Here is a 16,446-nt window from a genome sequence, read left to right as displayed (position 1 = left end):
CTACAGGGCGGACTGCGCCGCGTTGATGCAAGTCAATCGCCGGACGCCGGAATGCAGTCGAGGCCCGGCCAGGCCGGGCCTCGTCGCTTGGACGGCGGAGGGCCGAGAATAGGCCCCCGCTCCTATTCTCCACCACCAAGCGAATGAATGTAGACTGCGAGTTCCTTGACCCTGGTTTCGCCGAGACGTTCGACCCAGGCCGGCATCACGCCGTGTCTGGGTGCGCGGATCTGCGCGGCGATGGCTGTTTCGCCGGATCCGTAGAGCCAGATCGCATCGGTCAGATCGGGCGCGCCGAGCTCTTTGTTGCCTTTTGCATTATCGCCATGGCAGGCCGCGCAGTTTTCCGCGAAAACCTGGGCGCCGGGCTCGACCAGTTTTGCATCTTGAACCGGGCCTGACAGGCTGGCGACATAGGCGCTGGCCTGTACGATCTGGTCGGGCGTGATGATCTCGCCAAAAGCCGGCATTTCTGCCAGGCGCGTATCCGGGTCGGATGCGAAGCGGATGCCGTGGGTGATCGTTTGCTGGATCTGCTCGGCGCTGCCGCCCCACAACCAGTCGTCGTCATTGAGGTTGGGAAAGCCCTTGGATCCCTGGGCACCGGAGGCGTGGCACTGCACGCAATTGACCTTGAACGCAGCGCTGCCGGCGGCAACAGCGAATTCGCGCAACGCGTCGTCGCCTGCAATCTCCGAGACGGTTTTCGACTGTACCGCCGCGGCATATTCGGCCTTGGCGAGTTCGGCCGCGGCAAGCTCGTTCTTGACATCGTTGCGGCTCGAATAGCCGAGCACGCCCTTGGTCGCCGAGTTCAGCATCGGCCATGCCGGATAGGCGATGGTATAGCCTATCGCCCAGACAATGGTGATGTAGAACGTCCAGACCCACCAGCGCGGAAGTGGGTTGTTGAGTTCTTTGATACCGTCCCACTCGTGGCCGGTGGTGGGGACGCCCGACACTTCGTCTATATGCTCGTTGCTCATGATCAGTCGTCCTTGAGAGGGATCCGGGCGGCCTCGTCGGCCTGCTTGCGGCTGCCAGGGCGGAATGCGAAGGCGATTACGCCGACGAAGAAAAGCGCCATGGCGAGCAACGCCCAACTGTCGGCAAACTCCCTCATCAGATTGTAGTCCATCGTCATTCTCCTCAGCGGTAGCCCGCGGCTTCGTCGTAGGTCTTGAAATCGACCAGCGTGCCGAGCATCTGCAGATAAGCGACCAGGGCGTCCATCTCGGTGACCTGTTGCGGGTTGCCGTCGAAGTCGCCGAGCTTGGCCTTCGGGTAACGGCCCTCCAGGTCGGATGTATCGGCATTGGGATTGGCCTGCGCTGCCAGGTCATCTCCGGCGTGAGCGATCATGTCATCGGAGTAGGGGACGCCGACGCGCCGGTTTGCGATAAGGTGCGTCGAGAAGTCCTTCACCTCGATCGGCGCGTCCTTGAGGAAGGCATAGCTCGGCATGATCGATTCCGGCACCACCGAGCGCGGCTCTGCAAGATGCTGGACGTGCCACTCATTCGAGTAGCGATCACCGACCCTGGCGAGGTCCGGCCCCGTGCGCTTCGATCCCCACTGGAACGGGTGATCGTACATCGACTCGGCCGCCAGGCTGTAGTGACCGTAGCGCTCGACCTCGTCGCGGAACGGCCTGATCATCTGGCTGTGGCAGAGATAGCAGCCCTCACGCACATAGATGTTGCGTCCGGCGAGTTCGAGCGGCGAATAAGGCCGCATGCCTTCGACCTTTTCGATCGTGTTGTCGAGATAGAAGAGCGGTGCGATTTCGACGATGCCGCCGACTGTCACCACCAGGAGGGAGCCAACGAGAAGAAGCGTGGCGTTCTTCTCGATGATCGCGTGTTTGTCCATCAAGCCCATTGTCTGGCTCCTTATTGTGCAGGCTGAAGGGCGGGGATGGCGCCCGGCATCGGCTCCTCCTCGCGCTGATAGCCGAGGATGGTCATGGTGATGTTCCAGGCCATGATCAGGGCGCCGGCAAGATACATCGCGCCACCCGCTGCGCGCATGACGTAGTAGGGATGCATGGCGGCCACGGTCTCGGCGAACGAGTAGACCAGGAAGCCCTGCTCGTCGTACTCGCGCCACATCAGGCCCTGCATGATGCCGGAAACCCACATCACCGCGGCGTAGACGACGATCCCGAGGGTCGCCAGCCAGAAGTGCCAGGTGACGAGCCGCAGCGAATAGAGGCGATCACGGTTCCAGAGCTTCGGCACCATGTAATAGATCGCGCCGAACGAGATCATGCCTACCCAGCCGAGCGCGCCGGAATGGACATGCCCGATGGTCCAGTCCGTGTAGTGCGACAGCGAATTTACTGCCTTGATCGACATCATCGGACCTTCGAAGGTCGACATGCCGTAGAAGGCGATTGCCATCACCATCATGCGAACGATCGGATCGGTACGCAGCTTGTCCCAGGCGCCGGACAGCGTCATCAGGCCGTTGATCATGCCTCCCCACGAGGGCATCCAAAGCATGATCGAAAACACCATGCCGAGCGTCTGCGCCCAGTCGGGCAGGGCGGTGTAATGGAGGTGGTGCGGGCCTGCCCAGATGTAGAGGAAGATCAGCGCCCAGAAATGGATGATCGAGAGACGGTAGGAATAGACCGGCCGGTTCACCTGCTTGGGCACGAAGTAATACATCATGCCGAGGAAGCCGGCTGTGAGGAAGAAACCGACGGCATTGTGGCCGTACCACCATTGCGTCAAGGCGTCCTGTACGCCGGAGAACGCGGAGTAACTCTTTGAGCCCAGGAGAGAAACGGGCATCGACAGGTTATTGACGATATGCAGCATCGCAATGGTCACGATGAAGGACAGATAGAACCAGTTGGCGACGTAGATATGCGGTTCCTTGCGCTTCAGGATGGTGCCGAGGAACAGCAGGAGGTAGGCGACCCAGACGATGGTCAGCCATATATCCACATACCATTCGGGCTCGGCGTATTCGCGGCTCTCGGTTATGCCGAGCAGGTAGCCGGTCGCGGCCATGACGATGAAGAGTTGATAGCCCCAGAATACGAACCAGGCGAGATTGCCGCCGAACAGCCGGGCGCGGCTGGTGCGCTGCACGACATACATGGACGTGCAGATGAGCGCATTGCCGCCGAAGGCGAAAACGACGCCGGACGTATGCAGTGGCCGCAGCCGGCCGAGGTTGAACCAGGGCTCGATGTTGAGGTCCGGGTAGGCAAGCTGCAGCGCGATGACCACGCCGACAAGCATGCCGACGACACCCCAGAACATGGTGGCGATGGCGCCGTAGCGGATTGGCCCGTCCATATAGGCGGAAGGGTCGACCGGGGTGGCCGGTTTGAAGTTCGTATTACGAATAAGGACGGCAACAAAGCCGAGCAACACAAAGAACAGCACCCACATATGCTGCCGGAAAGGTTCGTCCACACCAAAACCGGCTGCCGCCAGCGCCGCGAATGTGAGCAAGCCTAAAACGGCGATTTCCGTGCCAAATCTCATGACATGTCCCCGGCGTTGAATTCCAATCTGCGAACACCAATCCGCCGCGACACCAATTCCGCAGTTGCTTCGTTGCCGCCTTGATCCAAGTCAAAGCCCGCTACTTTCAGATTGGGCAGCGTTGGGCTCGCAAACAGTCAGGAGGTTGCCTGTTGGTTGAACGGAGGGATCAGTTGAACGGAGAGAAAGAGCGGGGATCGTCGCTATTCGAGACACGCCGAGAGAATTCGATACCAACTGACCGATCTACCATGGAGGCAGTCCCGGCGGCCGTGATGAAGCGCGCGCATGACGAGAAACTGAGGCTCTGCGACGCTCTGGAAAGAATCGCCGACGCTTTGCCAGGCGTCGACCGTCTGACGTGCCTGCGCACCGCCAACGCGGTCGTGCCGCTTTTGCGCAGCATTCATCAGTACGAAGAGACGATCATCTTCCCTGCCTACGAGGAGGCCGTGGTCGGCAGTAATGCGAACCTTGCCTCAACCCGGCGATTGCGAGCCGAGCATGTAGAAGACGAATGCTTTGCCGGCGAGGTGACTGAAATTCTATTGGCGATCGGTCACGGCAAGACTGTCGAGAACCCCGAAGCCGTCGGTTTTATGCTGCGCGGCCTGTTCGAGAACCTGCGCCGGCATATAGCATTTGAGCGCGAGCATGTCTTGCCGATGATCGGGATCGTTGACGCAGCCTAGAGCATGATGCCGAAAAGTGTGAAGCGGGTTTCGGGCGACATCATGCTCTATCTCTTTGATTTAGAGCCGGATTCAGATTTCAGATCGACTTGACCTGACCGGCTCTAGGCGCCGGAGCGTTGCTCCAACCGTGCAAGGCTGTCCACTGTCACATGGCGGTTGTTGTCGATCCGGATCACATTCTCGGTTCGCAGCCTGGTCAGCTGGCGGCTCACCGTCTCGATTGTCAGGCCGAGGAAATCCGCGATATCGGCGCGTGTCAGCGGCAGGTCGAAGGTCGCCGACCTAGCGGCCGGGTCGGCCGTGGGATCGATGTTCCTGGCGATCATCAGGAGGAAGCTCGCCACCTTCTCCGACGCGGTCTTGCGCCCCAGCGTCACCATCCATTCGCGCGCCTCGTCGAGTTCGTTCAGTGTCTGCCTGAGCAGGCGATGCTCGAGCTCCGGCGATTCCTTCATCATTCGTTCGATGGCCGTCTTCGGGAACGAGCACAGGGAGACGTTCGTCGCCGCCTCCGCGTTGATCGCACTTTCCGCCTTGAACGGCCTTCCCAGGAAATCTGGTGCAAACTGAAGACCGACAATCTGCTGGCGGCCGTCCGAAAGGCTCTTTGTCAGCTTCACCACGCCTGAGAGCACGTTCGAGTAGCTGTCGACGGTCTCGGCGTCGCCAATCAGTTCGACCCCCGGCTCGATCTTGTGCCTCGACGAGGTCTTGGCGAGCCCGACAAGCTGGTCGGGATCGAGCGCGCCGCAGACGCCGCGGTGCCGCGCTTCGCAAGATTGGCAAAGCACGGGAATGCCGGCACTGTGAACGTCCTGGCGCACTGTCATCATGATTGTCCGAAGGATTCCACGTGCGGGGAAGATAGCATCGGCCTCAGGAAAAGCCTTGCGGCAGTTTGTCCGTGGGGGCTTTGACCGAAATCAAGGCATCGGCACGCCGCTGCGGCCAGATTTATCCCGCAAGAAGAGATGGAAGGCGACATGCAACAGGAATTGGCTGCCAGGCTGAGCGAGAATGTGCCGCGCTATACCAGTTACCCGACAGCGCCGCATTTCCACGCGGGCGTCGACGCTGCCGTCCAGCGAGGCTGGTTGGAAGCGATCGAAGGCGGTGAGGAGATTTCGCTCTACCTGCACATCCCCTACTGCGATCGGCTCTGCTGGTTTTGTGCGTGTCATACCAAGCAGACCCGACACTACGAGCCGGTGACTGCCTATCTCCGCTCGCTGCATGCGGAGATCGCAACAGTCGGCGGCCTCGTCAGCGGCAGGGGCCATGTCCGCGCCGTACATTTCGGCGGCGGTTCGCCCACCATGCTGAAGCCCGAGGATATGGTGGCACTCGGAACCGTCTTGCGCGGTAACTTCGATTTTCTTCCGGACGCCGGCATCAGCGTCGAGATCGATCCGAACGACATGGACGAGGCACGCCTCGACGCGCTCGCCGAGATCGGCATGACGCGGGCGAGCCTCGGCGTGCAGGACTTCGATCCGAAGGTGCAGAAGGCGATCAACCGCGAGCAAAGCTTCCTGCAGACAAAGGCTGTCGTCGACGGGGTTCGTTCGCGCGGCGTTGCGTCCGTCAATCTGGACCTCCTCTATGGCTTGCCGCACCAGACCAGGGAGGGCATTTCCTCCACCGTCTCGCAGGCCTTGACCCTGGAGCCGGACAGGATGGCGCTGTTCGGTTACGCCCATGTCCCCTGGTTCAAAAAACATCAGACGATGATCGATGAGGCGTGGCTGCCGGACTCGATGGAACGCTTCGCTCAGGCGCAAATTGCCGCCGGCCTTATGCTGAAGGCCGGATATCAAGCCGTGGGCTTCGATCATTTCGCCAGATCCGATGATGCGCTGGCCATTGCTGCACGCACCGGAACCTTGCACCGGAACTTTCAGGGCTACACCGAGGATCGCTGTGAGACATTGATCGGCCTCGGCCCGTCATCGATCAGCCAGTTTCGCCAGGGTTATGCACAGAACATGCCGGCGACCGCCGAATACGGACGCATGGTGGAGCAGGGAGGCTTGGCTGTCGTGCGCGGCATCGAGTTGTCCGATGATGACCGTGTTCGCGGCTGGATCATCGAGCGGCTGATGTGCGATTTCGCCTTCTCGGCGATCGATCTGATCGAACGCTTCGGCGAAATCGGCCAGAAGCTTCTGCTCCAGGCGAGTTCCATTGCGCTTCGGGATCCGGCTCGGTTGCTGGAACTCGATGGCGACAGTTTCAAGGTGCCAGTGGAAAATCGTCCCTTTGTCCGCAGTCTAGCGGCCAGGTTCGACAAATATTTCGAAACCGGTAAAGCCAGGCATTCGGTGGCGGTCTGAGCGCCGGCCGGCCGGTCAGAAATGCTCGCCGGTCTTGAATGGGCCGATTCGGGTGCCAGCCGCGATCAGATACGCGGTCGACCAGCCAATGAGCAGAAACCCGTTGACGCCCTCCAGGGCCGCAAGAACGCGCCAGTCATGGGCTGGCACGACGTCGCCATAGCCAACGGTCGAGAAGGTGATGGTGGAGAAGTAGAGCGCGGTCTCGAAGTCGGGCAGGACTCCAAGCAGGCGATACACCCCGGCCCATAGCCAGACTTCCGCCGTCATGACGGCAAAAAGACCCATCACCACGCTGATCATTGCGACAACCCGGCTTCGCCGACCATGCATGCGGAATCGCGCCACCAGACGCCCCATCGCCTGGGTGACCGCGATGAGGCCAAAGGTGTGAATTAGGACCGTCAAGCTTATGACGATCGTGCCGAGGAAGAGGTTGAGAACCATGGAAGGAAACTAGAATCTCCAAGGAAGTTTTCCTTGCGCAGAATCAAACTTCGCGAGCCTGTCGAGCTCGACGCGATCCGCGAGTTTTCGCCGATGTCCCTATTGACCACCGACCGTCGCGGCGGGAGCGAGGCGAAAGAACATCGCCAATTTCAGGCTTGTCGCGATGCGCTCGGCTCTGTCGACAAACACCGCCGCTGTTTCCGGGGCGAAGAGTTCGGCGGTCGTCTGGCGGAACAGGGCCAGCCAGACATCGAAATCGGCCTCGGTGACATCCTTGAGCCTGAGATGCGCCGGCACCGGGCGTCCGTGGTAGTCGCCGCTCTTCAGGATGACGGAACACCAGAAGTCCGTCATTTTCTCCAGATGCGGCTCCCAGTCACCGATGATTTCGCGCGCGAAAATCGGCCCCAGACGCTCATCGTTCCTGACTTTTGCGTAGAATTCGCGGACCAGTTTTCCGATCGATGTTCGATCGACGGCGGCGTGGTCCAGAGGCTGTTCCGCGACCGGGCGCGCTCGATCGGTCAGAGCTGATTTCAACGTCATCATGCACTCTCGCTTTATGCTGTCAGGCGAGTCCCAGGCGCCGGAGGAGGGTCCGCGCAAGACTGGGCTGGTCGCGGACAAGCCGGAAACCCAGATTGTCGGGCGGCGTGCCGACGGCGCAACCGCCGCTCTTGCCGTCCCGGATGAAGTTCGACATGTAGGTGCGATGGAAGCCTTCCACGGCGTGCACGCCGCAATTGTCGATCGAACTCGCGATCCCCAAGCCGTCGCTGGCCATTGTTGCATGGATGTAGCACGTCGAGGTCCATTCCCAGATGTTGCCCGCAACGTCCGCCAGTCCTTTTGAGTTGATACCAAAAGCGCCTTGTAGCCTTGGTTCAGGATCTGGCTTACGACCAAGAGCGGTTTCGGTGCGATACCGGGCGAGCCATCGCCGAGCCGGGTTATTCGGGTCGCTTTCACCACTCTCCATGTCGCCCCGGAATCGTTCGCCGGCGGCGTAGGCCCACTCGACGTCCGTGGGCAGCCGCCATGCCTCACCTGTGCGGCTTGACAGCCAGGTCGCATAGGCTTCGGCGTCCATGTGGCTCACGCCGGTAACCGGAACGTTGCCACTCTTGCGAGCGTCGATGGGCTTGCAGGCGCCGTCCGCCACGCACCGTCCGTATTCGGAAACGCTTACCTGGTATTTCATGATCTCCAGAGGCGCATGGATGGTTTCTTGCACAATAGGCGCTGCGACAGGATGGTTCTCCTTGAGGAATTCCCCGGCCTTTGGATGATCGAATGAACCGGGCCCCACGAGCACCAGTTCGCTCACGGCTGTCAGTTGGGAGAGCTCCAAAGAACTATTGTCTAGCGCATGGGTTATGCCCACACCGATCAATGCGGCGGCCGCAATCGTTCCGGATATGAAGATAGGATCGAGGGACATGGTCACCAAGTCCGGTCGCGAATGCAACCCTTCGGCTTCGCCGCAGGGCTGCACCGGGGATCGGCTCTCCCGTTTACGAGGCAATCGCCTTGGGCGCTTCGACCTGCATCATCAGGTCGTCGTCCCAGCTTCCCTCGACCGTGAAGTGCGCGGTTGCGCCGAGTTCGACTGCCTCGATCAGATTGTGGTTCACATAGGCGTAGATGCCCGGCTGCAGGAATGTGTAGAGCGCCGCGCCGGCCGACCCGCCGCGAATGAACCAGGTTTCGAGATCCTTGGCCGGAGGGTTGGCGAACTTGCCCTGTTCCCAGACAAAATCGCCGTGGCCGCCGATCAGGTGTGGGCGCGTGTCGCGGTTGGCCTGGGAGTGAACGATCAGAATGGTTTCGCCGACCTTCGCTTTCATGGCGTTGTCGCCGGTCAGCGATCCCGCCTTGCCGTTGAAAACGACATGGGTCGGGATCAGCCCGCGCATCACTTTGAGGGTATCGTCGTAGTTGTCGCCGGCCGTTTCATATTTCTTGAATTGCCCCTGCTCGTCGCGGGGAATGTAGAAGTCGTTCTCGCCGACGTAGTAGATATGGTCATAACGAACGGGCTTGCCCGTGTCGTCCTTGAGACCGTCGCGCGGCAGCACCATGATCGCCCCGCTCATGCCCGACACGACATGCCAGGGGATCATCGCGCCGCCAGGCGCGCAGTGATAGACGAACGTTCCGCTTCTGGTCGCCTTGAAGCGCAGCGTGACCTGCTCGCCCGGATTGACCAGTGTCAATTCGCCGCCGCCGAGCGCGCCCGTGGCAGCATGGAAATCGATGTTGTGGGCGAGCGTATTGGTCTCGGGATTGATCAGCGTGAGCTCGACATAGTCTCCTTCATGCACGACCATCAGAGGACCGGGAACCGAGCCATTGTAAGTCATTGCATTGATCTGTGTGCCGTCGGCATCGATGACCATAGGCTTTTCCTCGATCGTCATGGTGAATTCGACGACCTTTGGACCGCCCTTGGCGACCTGATCATGAGCATGGACGAACGGTGGCGGGACCAAGGTTACCTTTTCACGAGGCAATCCGGCGACGTCCTTGGTGCTCGCTACGGCGGGCATTGCCCCAACGGTGGCAACCGCAGCCGCGGTAAGAACAGTTCCCAACAAAGCTTCGCGTCTCGTAAGCATTTCCATCTCCTTGGTTTCAGCCATTCGATGTCTTCAGAATAAATCCTGGTCTCGGCCAAGTCTTTGCGCTAACGCAAATCCAATACCTTTGCCGCGGCTTCTTTTTGGAGACAGTATGCACCGACGCGGACGCGAACGGATGGGAAGCCGCGGCTGTGGGGGATCGACCACAAGCCTCTTCTTAAGAGGGGGAGGGATCGGTTCTGCGGCGAAATCCAGAATGAAACAGGCCGGACCGGACCGCTTCTCCGGTCCGTCCGGCCTCTGCCTCCGGAAGATCGCAAGCCGGAGGGCATCCAGAAAAAATCAGTTGGAAGCAGTCTTGGTCGCCTCGGCGAACAGTTCGGCGAATACGGGTTTGGCTTTTCCGATCTGCTTGACGGCTTGCGCAGCTTCCAGGTTGACTGGCTTGCCGACGACGATCAGCGCCACCATGCCCATGCCGTAGTGCGGAGCGCACTTCACGCCATAGACACCCTCCTGGCCAAGGGTCACGGTTACTTCCTCATTGGTCTTTCCCTTGAAAGCCTCGGCGCCGTCCGGGATCATCCCCTTGATGCTTTCGGCATTGTGCGACTTGTCGGTCGGAACGAACTTGATCGTGTCCCCAGGCGCGGCCTGAACAAAGGCAGGTTGGAAGACCATCGAGCCTTTCTCCCCCTTGTTCAGCATCTGCACGACATGTTCTTCGGCATTGGCCGCACCGGCGATGGAAAGCAGGGCGATGGCCGCGGCGATCAGTGGCAGTTTCATTTGTAAATCCTTTCTTGAGTTCGTCACGGCATCAACCGTTGCGCTCTTTTACTGGGCCCGGAGACTTGATGATTTGCGCTGGCGCAAACTGGCGTATGAAATGTGTATGACATTCTCGGGAGAGCTGCCGATATAGGCAATCGGTCAGACTGGTGGCCGGCTCCCGCCGATGTCCGGCCTCGAAACGGCGGCTCTCACCTGCCTCGCTTGCAGACGTGGTCGAACGAGCATTCCGCCAAACAGGCCCGCATAGCCGATGAAGGACGCGATCCACAACGCCGCCGACATGTAGAGCAGCATCGCATGCGCCGGTGCGAATGCGGCTCCGACGCGAAAAATGGCGGCAAGCACGATCACGACAAAGACCGCGCATGTGCCGATGCCTGCCTGAAGTTCGCGGCCTGTGTGTCCGAGCGTGGCTCGGGTCATGACGGCGAGCGTCATACACGCAACCGCTCCGACGCCGAACGCATGAATGCCGGCTACCGCAGGCACTTTCGCGGGCACGAGGACAGCCAGGCCGGAAAGCAGGAGGCCGATCGGCACGAAGGCGAACGCGACATGCAGGATCAGCACCAGGGGATCGCGCAGCGCCCGGTCTCCGGCCCACCGGGTAAGCCGAATGGTATTGAGAATCGCCCCCAAGATCAGCATTGCCCCGGTGCCGGCACTGTCTGGAAGGAAGGTCCAGGCCATCAATCCCGCCGCGGAGAGCGCGATCGCTCCCACGTCGAACCTGCCGAACGGGATCGGAAGCCGTCCCGGTCTCTCGCGTGCCAGCCAGTTACGGGTGAAGGACGGAATAATGCGGCCACCTATGATCATGATGAGGACGACCGCAGCGCCAAGACCGAGGCGGCGGCCGATGTCGGACACGCCTTGATAGTGCGCCTCAGCATGAAACGTCATATTCGCTGCCAAAAGCGCCGTCACAGGCAGCAGGACCTTGAGGTTTCGCCAGTTTCGGCCGGCGATGATCTCCGTTGCGGCCGCGGCGACAACCGCGAGAAGAAAGGCGCAGTCAATGACGGCGCCGAGCAGCCAACCTGTCTCCGCCGAAAAGAAGATGGCGAACCGTCCCGCGCACCAAAGCAATGCGAGCGCCAGCAGGGGAAGGCCCTGCACGGGAAGACGTCCGGTCCAGTTCGGGATTGCAGTCAGCAGGAAACCCGTCACAACAGCCGCCAGATAACCAAACAGCAACTCGTGGACATGCCAGTCCACGGGCGAGAAGACGCTGGAGGTTTCGAGCTTGCCGTAGAACAAGGGCAGCCAGAACAGGATCGCCGCGCCGGCTTGCAGGGAGCCGAGGAGAAAAAATGGCCGGAACCCGTAAGAGAGAACTGCCGGATAGGCGCTTGGCCGCGTGCGTGGAATTGCCATGATTTCCCCTGAAATGGAAGCAACGGCGGGCGTGACAGGTAATATCGACGGCAGCCTCTTTGGTCGTTCTATCCCGACCCGCCGCGCGAAACTTGCCGCAGCGCAAACAAGAATGGGAATTTCAGGGGCAAGACGGAGAGGGCGCGCCTCTTGCCGCAGGTCGGTCGCCCATGAGACATTCTCCGACCAGACGAACTTGGATGCGTAGGCCATGATCAAATTCGGGAGGAAACAGCGTTGGGTAGCCTCGATCGCTCGCTGATTGCAGGGCTTTCCGTCTTTGAAGGCCTGGCCGCCACGGATCTTGACCGCATCGTCGGCCAGGCCAGGTCGCTGAGGATCGCCAAGGACCAGCCGGTGTTCGAGCAGGAGCAGGAAGCACATTCCTTTTTCCTGCTGCTGGACGGACATGTGCGCGTCGTCAAATCGACGCCTGACGGTCACGAGGTGACGGTGCGATACATTAGTCCAGGCGAGTTGATGGGCATCGCCCACGCGCTTGGCCGCACCACCTATCCGGCAAATGCGATAGCTGCCGTCGATTGTGTGGCTCTTGCCTGGCCAAGCCATCTATGGCCAACGCTCGCAGCGAATTTCCCAAGCTTCAGTGCCAACACATACAAGACCGTGGGCAGCAGGCTGCAGGATGCCCATACGCGCGTCATCGAGATGTCCACCGAACAGGTGGATCAGCGTGTCGCCCATGCGCTGCTCAAGCTGGTCAAGCAGACGGGCAAGAAGACGGAGGAAGGCATCCTGATCGACTTCCCGATTTCACGCCAGGACATTGCCGAGATGACAGGAACGACGTTGCATACGGTGAGCCGGCTGCTCTCGGCGTGGGAAGACCAGGGATTGGTCAAGAGTGGGCGCCAGAAGGTGACCGTGGTCGAGCCTCACCGGCTCCTTCTGATCGCGGAAGGCCGCGCGGAGAAAAGCTAGCCGGACGCGGTCCCTTCGATTGCGGCCTGCAAATCGCTGCTGAGTTGTTCTTCGTTGAGATCGTGTTCGCGTGCGGCGTCAGAAACCGTATGGAACGAGGCAATCGGGCAGCCGACGCAAAGCAGGCCGTGCTGGAGCACGACCCGGATGGCCGCCGGCGACCGGCTCATTATTTCGTCCATCGTCGCATCGTCGCTGAATTTGTGTTTCATGCTGCTTGTCCGCGCTTTGGAAGCGGACATCTTGCATCCGCTTTGCGGGATGCTCGTTGCGCTGAGACAAAGAGCAAGCAGCTTGACGCTCGCTTGCTACCCCTGAACGGCGCAGATAGTCGACCGGGTCAGGAACCGCTTCTCCCGCCCGTTGTCCAGCGAGAACATGCCGCCGCGGCCAGGCACCACGTCGATGATGAGATCGGTATGCTTCCAGGCTTCGAATTGCGAAGCACCGATGTAGAAGGGAGCGTCGCCGATGTGGCCGAGCAGCACATCCCGGTCGCCGACGATGAAGCCGGCACGCGGATAGCACATCGGCGAGGAACCGTCGCAGCAGCCGCCAGATTGATGGAACAGCACCGGACCGTGCTCGGCAACGATCTCCGCGATAAGTTCAAGCGCTGCCGGTGTTGCCGTGACCTTGGTATGCAGGGCGTTTTCGATTTTCCAGGCTTGGGCGCGGCCCCTTGCGGAGCCGCGCCTGTGAGCCAAAGAGGCGATCAGAAGAAGCCGAGCTTCTTCGGGCTATAGCTGACCAGCATGTTCTTGGTCTGCTGGTAGTGATCGAGCATCATCTTGTGCGTCTCGCGGCCGATGCCGGACTGCTTGTAGCCGCCAAAGGCCGCATGCGCGGGATAGGCGTGGTAGCAATTGGTCCAGACGCGGCCGGCCTGGATCGCACGGCCGAAGCGATAGGCACGGTTGCCGTCTCGCGTCCAGACACCGGCGCCCAGACCGTAGAGCGTATCGTTGGCGATGCTGAGTGCTTCGTCATCATCCTTGAAGGTGGTGACCGAAACCACGGGCCCGAAAATCTCCTCCTGGAAGATGCGCATCTTGTTGTGGCCCTTGAATACGGTTGGCTTGACGTAATAGCCACCCGCCAGGTCGCCGGGCAGGACGTTGCGGGCGCCGCCGGTCAGCACCTCCGCCCCTTCCTGGCGGCCGATGTCGATGTAGGACAGGATCTTTTCCAATTGCTCGGACGAGGCCTGCGCACCGATCATCGTCGCCGGATCGAGCGGATCGCCCTGCACGATCGCTTCGACGCGCTTGAGGGCACGTTCCATGAACCTGTTGTAGATCGATTCATGGATGAGCGCGCGGCTCGGGCAGGTGCAGACCTCGCCCTGGTTCAGTGCGAACATGACGAAGCCTTCGATCGCCTTGTCGAAGAAATCGTCGTCCTCGGCCACGACATCCCTAAAGAAGATATTGGGCGACTTGCCACCCAACTCCAGTGTGACGGGGATCAGGTTCTGGCTGGCATATTGCATGATCAGCCGGCCCGTCGTGGTCTCGCCGGTAAAGGCGATCTTGGCGATGCGCGGCGACGAGGCGAGCGGCTTGCCGGCCTCGAGGCCGAAGCCGTTGACGATGTTGAGCACGCCAGGCGGCAAGAGATCGCCGATAAGATCGGCCCAGAGCAAGATGGCGGCAGGGGTCTGCTCGGCAGGCTTCAGTATCACGCAGTTTCCGGCGGCAAGCGCGGGCGCAAGTTTCCAGCAGGCCATCAGCAGCGGAAAGTTCCATGGGATGATCTGGCCGACCACGCCGAGCGGCTCATGGAAATGATAGGCGACGGTATCGTCGTCGATCTGGGAAAGGCTGCCTTCCTGGCCGCGCAAGGCGCCAGCGAAATAGCGGAAATGGTCGATGGCCAAAGGCAAGTCGGCCGCGGTCGTTTCGCGGATCGGCTTGCCGTTGTCCCAGGTTTCGGCGCATGCGAGGAGATCGAGGTTTTCCTCCATGCGGTCGGCGATGCGGTTGAGGATGAGCGAGCGTTCGGCCACGCTGGTGCGTGCCCAGGCGTCCTTGGCGGCATGCGCCGCATCGAGAGCCGCCTCGATGTCCTGGGCGTCGGAACGCGCCACTTCACACAGCAACTGGCCGTTCACCGGCGAGTGGTTCTCGAAGTAGCGGCCGGCGTGCGGCTCGGCCCATTTGCCGCCGATGAAATTGCCGTAGCGCTTGTCGAACGGCGCCTTGACCGAACGTGAGAATTCAACCTTGTTCATCTGTCTTCCTCCCGAAGCCGACGTCGCGGGATGCAACGCTTCGGAAGAGAGACTTGTGATTTCCGCCGCTCTTGTCACCGTATCGGAGACAGCGGGCAGACCGGATGTGTCGCAGAATTGCGACAGTCATGCGAGGATTCGAATGGTCAGTGGGACCTGTGTACGTCCAGGCGGTTGAGCTTGCGGTGAAGCGTCGCTCGGCTGATGCCAAGCGCCTGAGCCGCGGCCGAGACATTTCCGTCTGCCCGCGCCAGAGCCCGCTGCAGAACGCCGCGCTCGGCCTCGGCGAGGACTTCGGGGCCACTCTCCGCCCAACCGAGCAGATCGGCTGCGGGCATCGGTTTGTCGAGACATTGTTGCGTTATCCCAAGCGCCAGGCGAGCCGATCGGGTCGCGCCGACCACAAGGTCATCGGCATCGACTGCGATCAGCGCGCCGGAGCCTTTGTCGGTCACCGGCGCCAGCAGAATTCGCGCCTTCGGGAACGCCATCCTGAAGTTTTCCGCTTCGATCCGGCGTGCGGCATCGACCACGGCCACCGAAATAAGATTGGCGAAGGCTTCGGTCAGATCGGCCCGGCACGACGAGACGTCAAGCGCGGCGACAAGATTCCCCTCATGATCGTAGATCGGGGCAGTGGTGCAGCTCAGCCCCGTGTTGCGCGTCTGAAAATGCTGGTCGCGGTGGATCGTCAGCGCCCGCTGTTCAACCAGACAGGTACCGATACCGTTCGTGCCCTGGCTCTCTTCGTTCCAGACGGAGCCAGTCCACAACCCCCAGGAATGAAACGTCTCGTCATCCACGGGCGCGCCACGCCGTTCTACCGGCACACCGTCGCGATCGGCGAGCAGTACGCAGCACCCGACGCCGCCCACCGCAAGATAGAGCCGGTCCAGACTCGGTTGGGCGGCTCGGACGAGTGCTTCGATGGGTTGCCGGGCTTCCTCCAATTCGGCCTCTGTCAGATAGCGTGGCGGGCTGCAATCAGTCGGATCGAGCCGATGCAAACTGGAAGACCGTCGCCAAGAGGCGACCAGCGCCGACTTCGCCGCGGCGTCCGAAGCGATCGCGGCCTGAATGCGGTCGGCATGATGACGGGGCAAATCCTCGCCCATGCTTATCCTCCCAAACCCCATTTCTTCTTTTCGGTTCCTGGACCATGGCTGATTCAAGACAGGGCAACGCTGATGTCGTGTCAGGTTCCGCTTTCAATCACCGCATTGTCAATTCGACAGAAGAACCAGAAAGGGGACATCCTCCATGTTTCCTATTGGTTAGTGATGTTTGGCCAACCGACGGTCGTTCCTCGCCGGTGCATCCTCTCCTCCGGGCACCTTTCGGTTGATGCACAAAGCCTACCAGCACGAATTGGGGCGTTCATTGATCGAGAGCAAAGACGAACGACTATGTCCAGCTTGCGGTACAATGCGGAACGATACGGGAAGATTTCTGGTTTGGTCCACGAAAAACCCAATAAAATCAATGCTTTTGAACACCCCTCCGGGCCGCCCGGTGCTCCAAAGCCCCTGCGCACTT

The 16,446-nt window shown here is 60.8% G+C and carries 19 protein-coding genes; 4 read left to right on the top strand and 15 right to left on the bottom strand.

The features are described 5' to 3' along the window. Positions 1-122 precede the first annotated feature (122 nt). Genes ccoP through ccoN form a run of 4 tightly spaced genes read right to left on the bottom strand, consistent with a single transcriptional unit; the run spans position 123 to position 3,503 of the window. Positions 123-986: a cytochrome-c oxidase, cbb3-type subunit III gene (ccoP, locus tag C9427_RS28375; protein WP_107652343.1), complete on the bottom strand. Its 864-nt coding sequence runs from the start codon at positions 984-986 to the stop codon at positions 123-125. A 2-nt stretch (positions 987-988) separates the two neighbouring features. Then, positions 989-1,138: a cbb3-type cytochrome c oxidase subunit 3 gene (locus tag C9427_RS28370; protein ID WP_097571450.1), complete on the bottom strand. Its 150-nt coding sequence runs from the start codon at positions 1,136-1,138 to the stop codon at positions 989-991. Positions 1,139-1,149: 11 nt separating this feature from the next. Beyond that, a complete protein-coding gene (gene ccoO / locus C9427_RS28365; RefSeq protein WP_107652342.1) occupies positions 1,150-1,881 on the bottom strand; it encodes a cytochrome-c oxidase, cbb3-type subunit II in 732 nt (243 codons plus the stop codon). Between the two features lie 11 nt (positions 1,882-1,892). Next, entirely contained in the window at positions 1,893-3,503 is a 1,611-nt protein-coding gene (ccoN, locus tag C9427_RS28360) for a cytochrome-c oxidase, cbb3-type subunit I (protein WP_107652341.1), read from the bottom strand. Between the two features lie 275 nt (positions 3,504-3,778). Here ccoN and C9427_RS28355 point away from each other — a divergent pair, with 275 nt between their 5' ends. Further along, positions 3,779-4,195 carry a hemerythrin domain-containing protein gene (locus C9427_RS28355; protein WP_107652443.1) on the top strand — a complete coding sequence of 139 codons (417 nt, stop codon included), beginning with the start codon at positions 3,779-3,781 and terminating at the stop codon, positions 4,193-4,195. 104 nt (positions 4,196-4,299) lie between these two features. On the opposite strand, the gene C9427_RS28350 is transcribed toward C9427_RS28355, so the two are convergent. After that, positions 4,300-5,028 carry a Crp/Fnr family transcriptional regulator gene (locus C9427_RS28350; protein WP_107652442.1) on the bottom strand — a complete coding sequence of 243 codons (729 nt, stop codon included), beginning with the start codon at positions 5,026-5,028 and terminating at the stop codon, positions 4,300-4,302. Positions 5,029-5,181: 153 nt separating this feature from the next. On the opposite strand from C9427_RS28350, the gene hemN reads away from it, so the two are divergent. After that, positions 5,182-6,531 carry an oxygen-independent coproporphyrinogen III oxidase gene (gene hemN / locus C9427_RS28345; RefSeq protein WP_107652441.1) on the top strand — a complete coding sequence of 450 codons (1,350 nt, stop codon included), beginning with the start codon at positions 5,182-5,184 and terminating at the stop codon, positions 6,529-6,531. Between the two features lie 15 nt (positions 6,532-6,546). Here hemN and C9427_RS28340 read toward each other — a convergent pair whose 3' ends face one another. From C9427_RS28340 to C9427_RS28315, 6 genes are all read right to left on the bottom strand, one after another. After that, positions 6,547-6,834, bottom strand: a complete 288-nt coding sequence (locus tag C9427_RS28340) for a potassium channel family protein (protein WP_245437197.1) — start codon at positions 6,832-6,834, stop codon at positions 6,547-6,549. A 243-nt stretch (positions 6,835-7,077) separates the two neighbouring features. Further along, the gene (locus tag C9427_RS28335; protein WP_107652440.1) at positions 7,078-7,527 is read right to left on the bottom strand and encodes a group III truncated hemoglobin; all 450 of its coding nucleotides are present in this window, start codon (positions 7,525-7,527) and stop codon (positions 7,078-7,080) included. 22 nt (positions 7,528-7,549) lie between these two features. After that, positions 7,550-8,422: an SUMF1/EgtB/PvdO family nonheme iron enzyme gene (locus C9427_RS28330; RefSeq protein ID WP_107652439.1), complete on the bottom strand. Its 873-nt coding sequence runs from the start codon at positions 8,420-8,422 to the stop codon at positions 7,550-7,552. 73 nt (positions 8,423-8,495) lie between these two features. After that, positions 8,496-9,599, bottom strand: a complete 1,104-nt coding sequence (nirK, locus tag C9427_RS28325) for a copper-containing nitrite reductase (protein WP_107652438.1) — start codon at positions 9,597-9,599, stop codon at positions 8,496-8,498. 306 nt (positions 9,600-9,905) lie between these two features. Beyond that, positions 9,906-10,352, bottom strand: coding sequence for a pseudoazurin (locus C9427_RS28320; RefSeq protein ID WP_107652339.1), 447 nt, complete (start codon positions 10,350-10,352; stop codon positions 9,906-9,908). Between the two features lie 144 nt (positions 10,353-10,496). Then, the gene (locus tag C9427_RS28315) at positions 10,497-11,735 is read right to left on the bottom strand and encodes an NnrS family protein (RefSeq protein WP_107652338.1); all 1,239 of its coding nucleotides are present in this window, start codon (positions 11,733-11,735) and stop codon (positions 10,497-10,499) included. A 237-nt stretch (positions 11,736-11,972) separates the two neighbouring features. On the opposite strand from C9427_RS28315, the gene C9427_RS28310 reads away from it, so the two are divergent. Further along, positions 11,973-12,677, top strand: a complete 705-nt coding sequence (locus tag C9427_RS28310) for a Crp/Fnr family transcriptional regulator (RefSeq protein ID WP_097571456.1) — start codon at positions 11,973-11,975, stop codon at positions 12,675-12,677. On the opposite strand, the gene C9427_RS28305 is transcribed toward C9427_RS28310, so the two are convergent. The 4 genes from C9427_RS28305 to C9427_RS28290 form a co-directional block, all read right to left on the bottom strand. Further along, entirely contained in the window at positions 12,674-12,889 is a 216-nt protein-coding gene (locus C9427_RS28305) for a DUF1858 domain-containing protein (RefSeq protein WP_107652337.1), read from the bottom strand. The two genes, C9427_RS28310 and C9427_RS28305, sit on opposite strands and share 4 nt — an antisense overlap. Before the next feature lie 96 nt (positions 12,890-12,985). Continuing rightward, complete coding sequence (locus C9427_RS28300) at positions 12,986-13,324, bottom strand: DUF779 domain-containing protein (RefSeq protein ID WP_107652437.1); 339 nt, start codon at positions 13,322-13,324, stop codon at positions 12,986-12,988. A 68-nt stretch (positions 13,325-13,392) separates the two neighbouring features. Next, on the bottom strand, positions 13,393-14,910 hold the full coding sequence (adh, locus tag C9427_RS28295) for an aldehyde dehydrogenase (protein WP_107652336.1): 1,518 nt from the start codon (positions 14,908-14,910) through the stop codon (positions 13,393-13,395). Positions 14,911-15,056: 146 nt separating this feature from the next. Beyond that, positions 15,057-16,025, bottom strand: coding sequence for a GAF domain-containing protein (locus tag C9427_RS28290; protein WP_107652335.1), 969 nt, complete (start codon positions 16,023-16,025; stop codon positions 15,057-15,059). Between C9427_RS28290 and C9427_RS34490 the strand changes: the two genes are divergently transcribed. Then, positions 15,999-16,446: hypothetical protein (locus tag C9427_RS34490; protein ID WP_208636431.1), on the top strand; the 448-nt coding region annotated here is incomplete at its 3' end. The two genes, C9427_RS28290 and C9427_RS34490, sit on opposite strands and share 27 nt — an antisense overlap.

Origin of the sequence: Mesorhizobium helmanticense, assembly GCF_003034915.1 — a bacterium.
GTDB lineage: Bacteria > Pseudomonadota > Alphaproteobacteria > Rhizobiales > Rhizobiaceae > Mesorhizobium > Mesorhizobium helmanticense.
The sequence above is the reverse complement of the archived record's forward strand: the minus strand, read 5'-3'. Positions and strand labels throughout refer to the sequence as shown.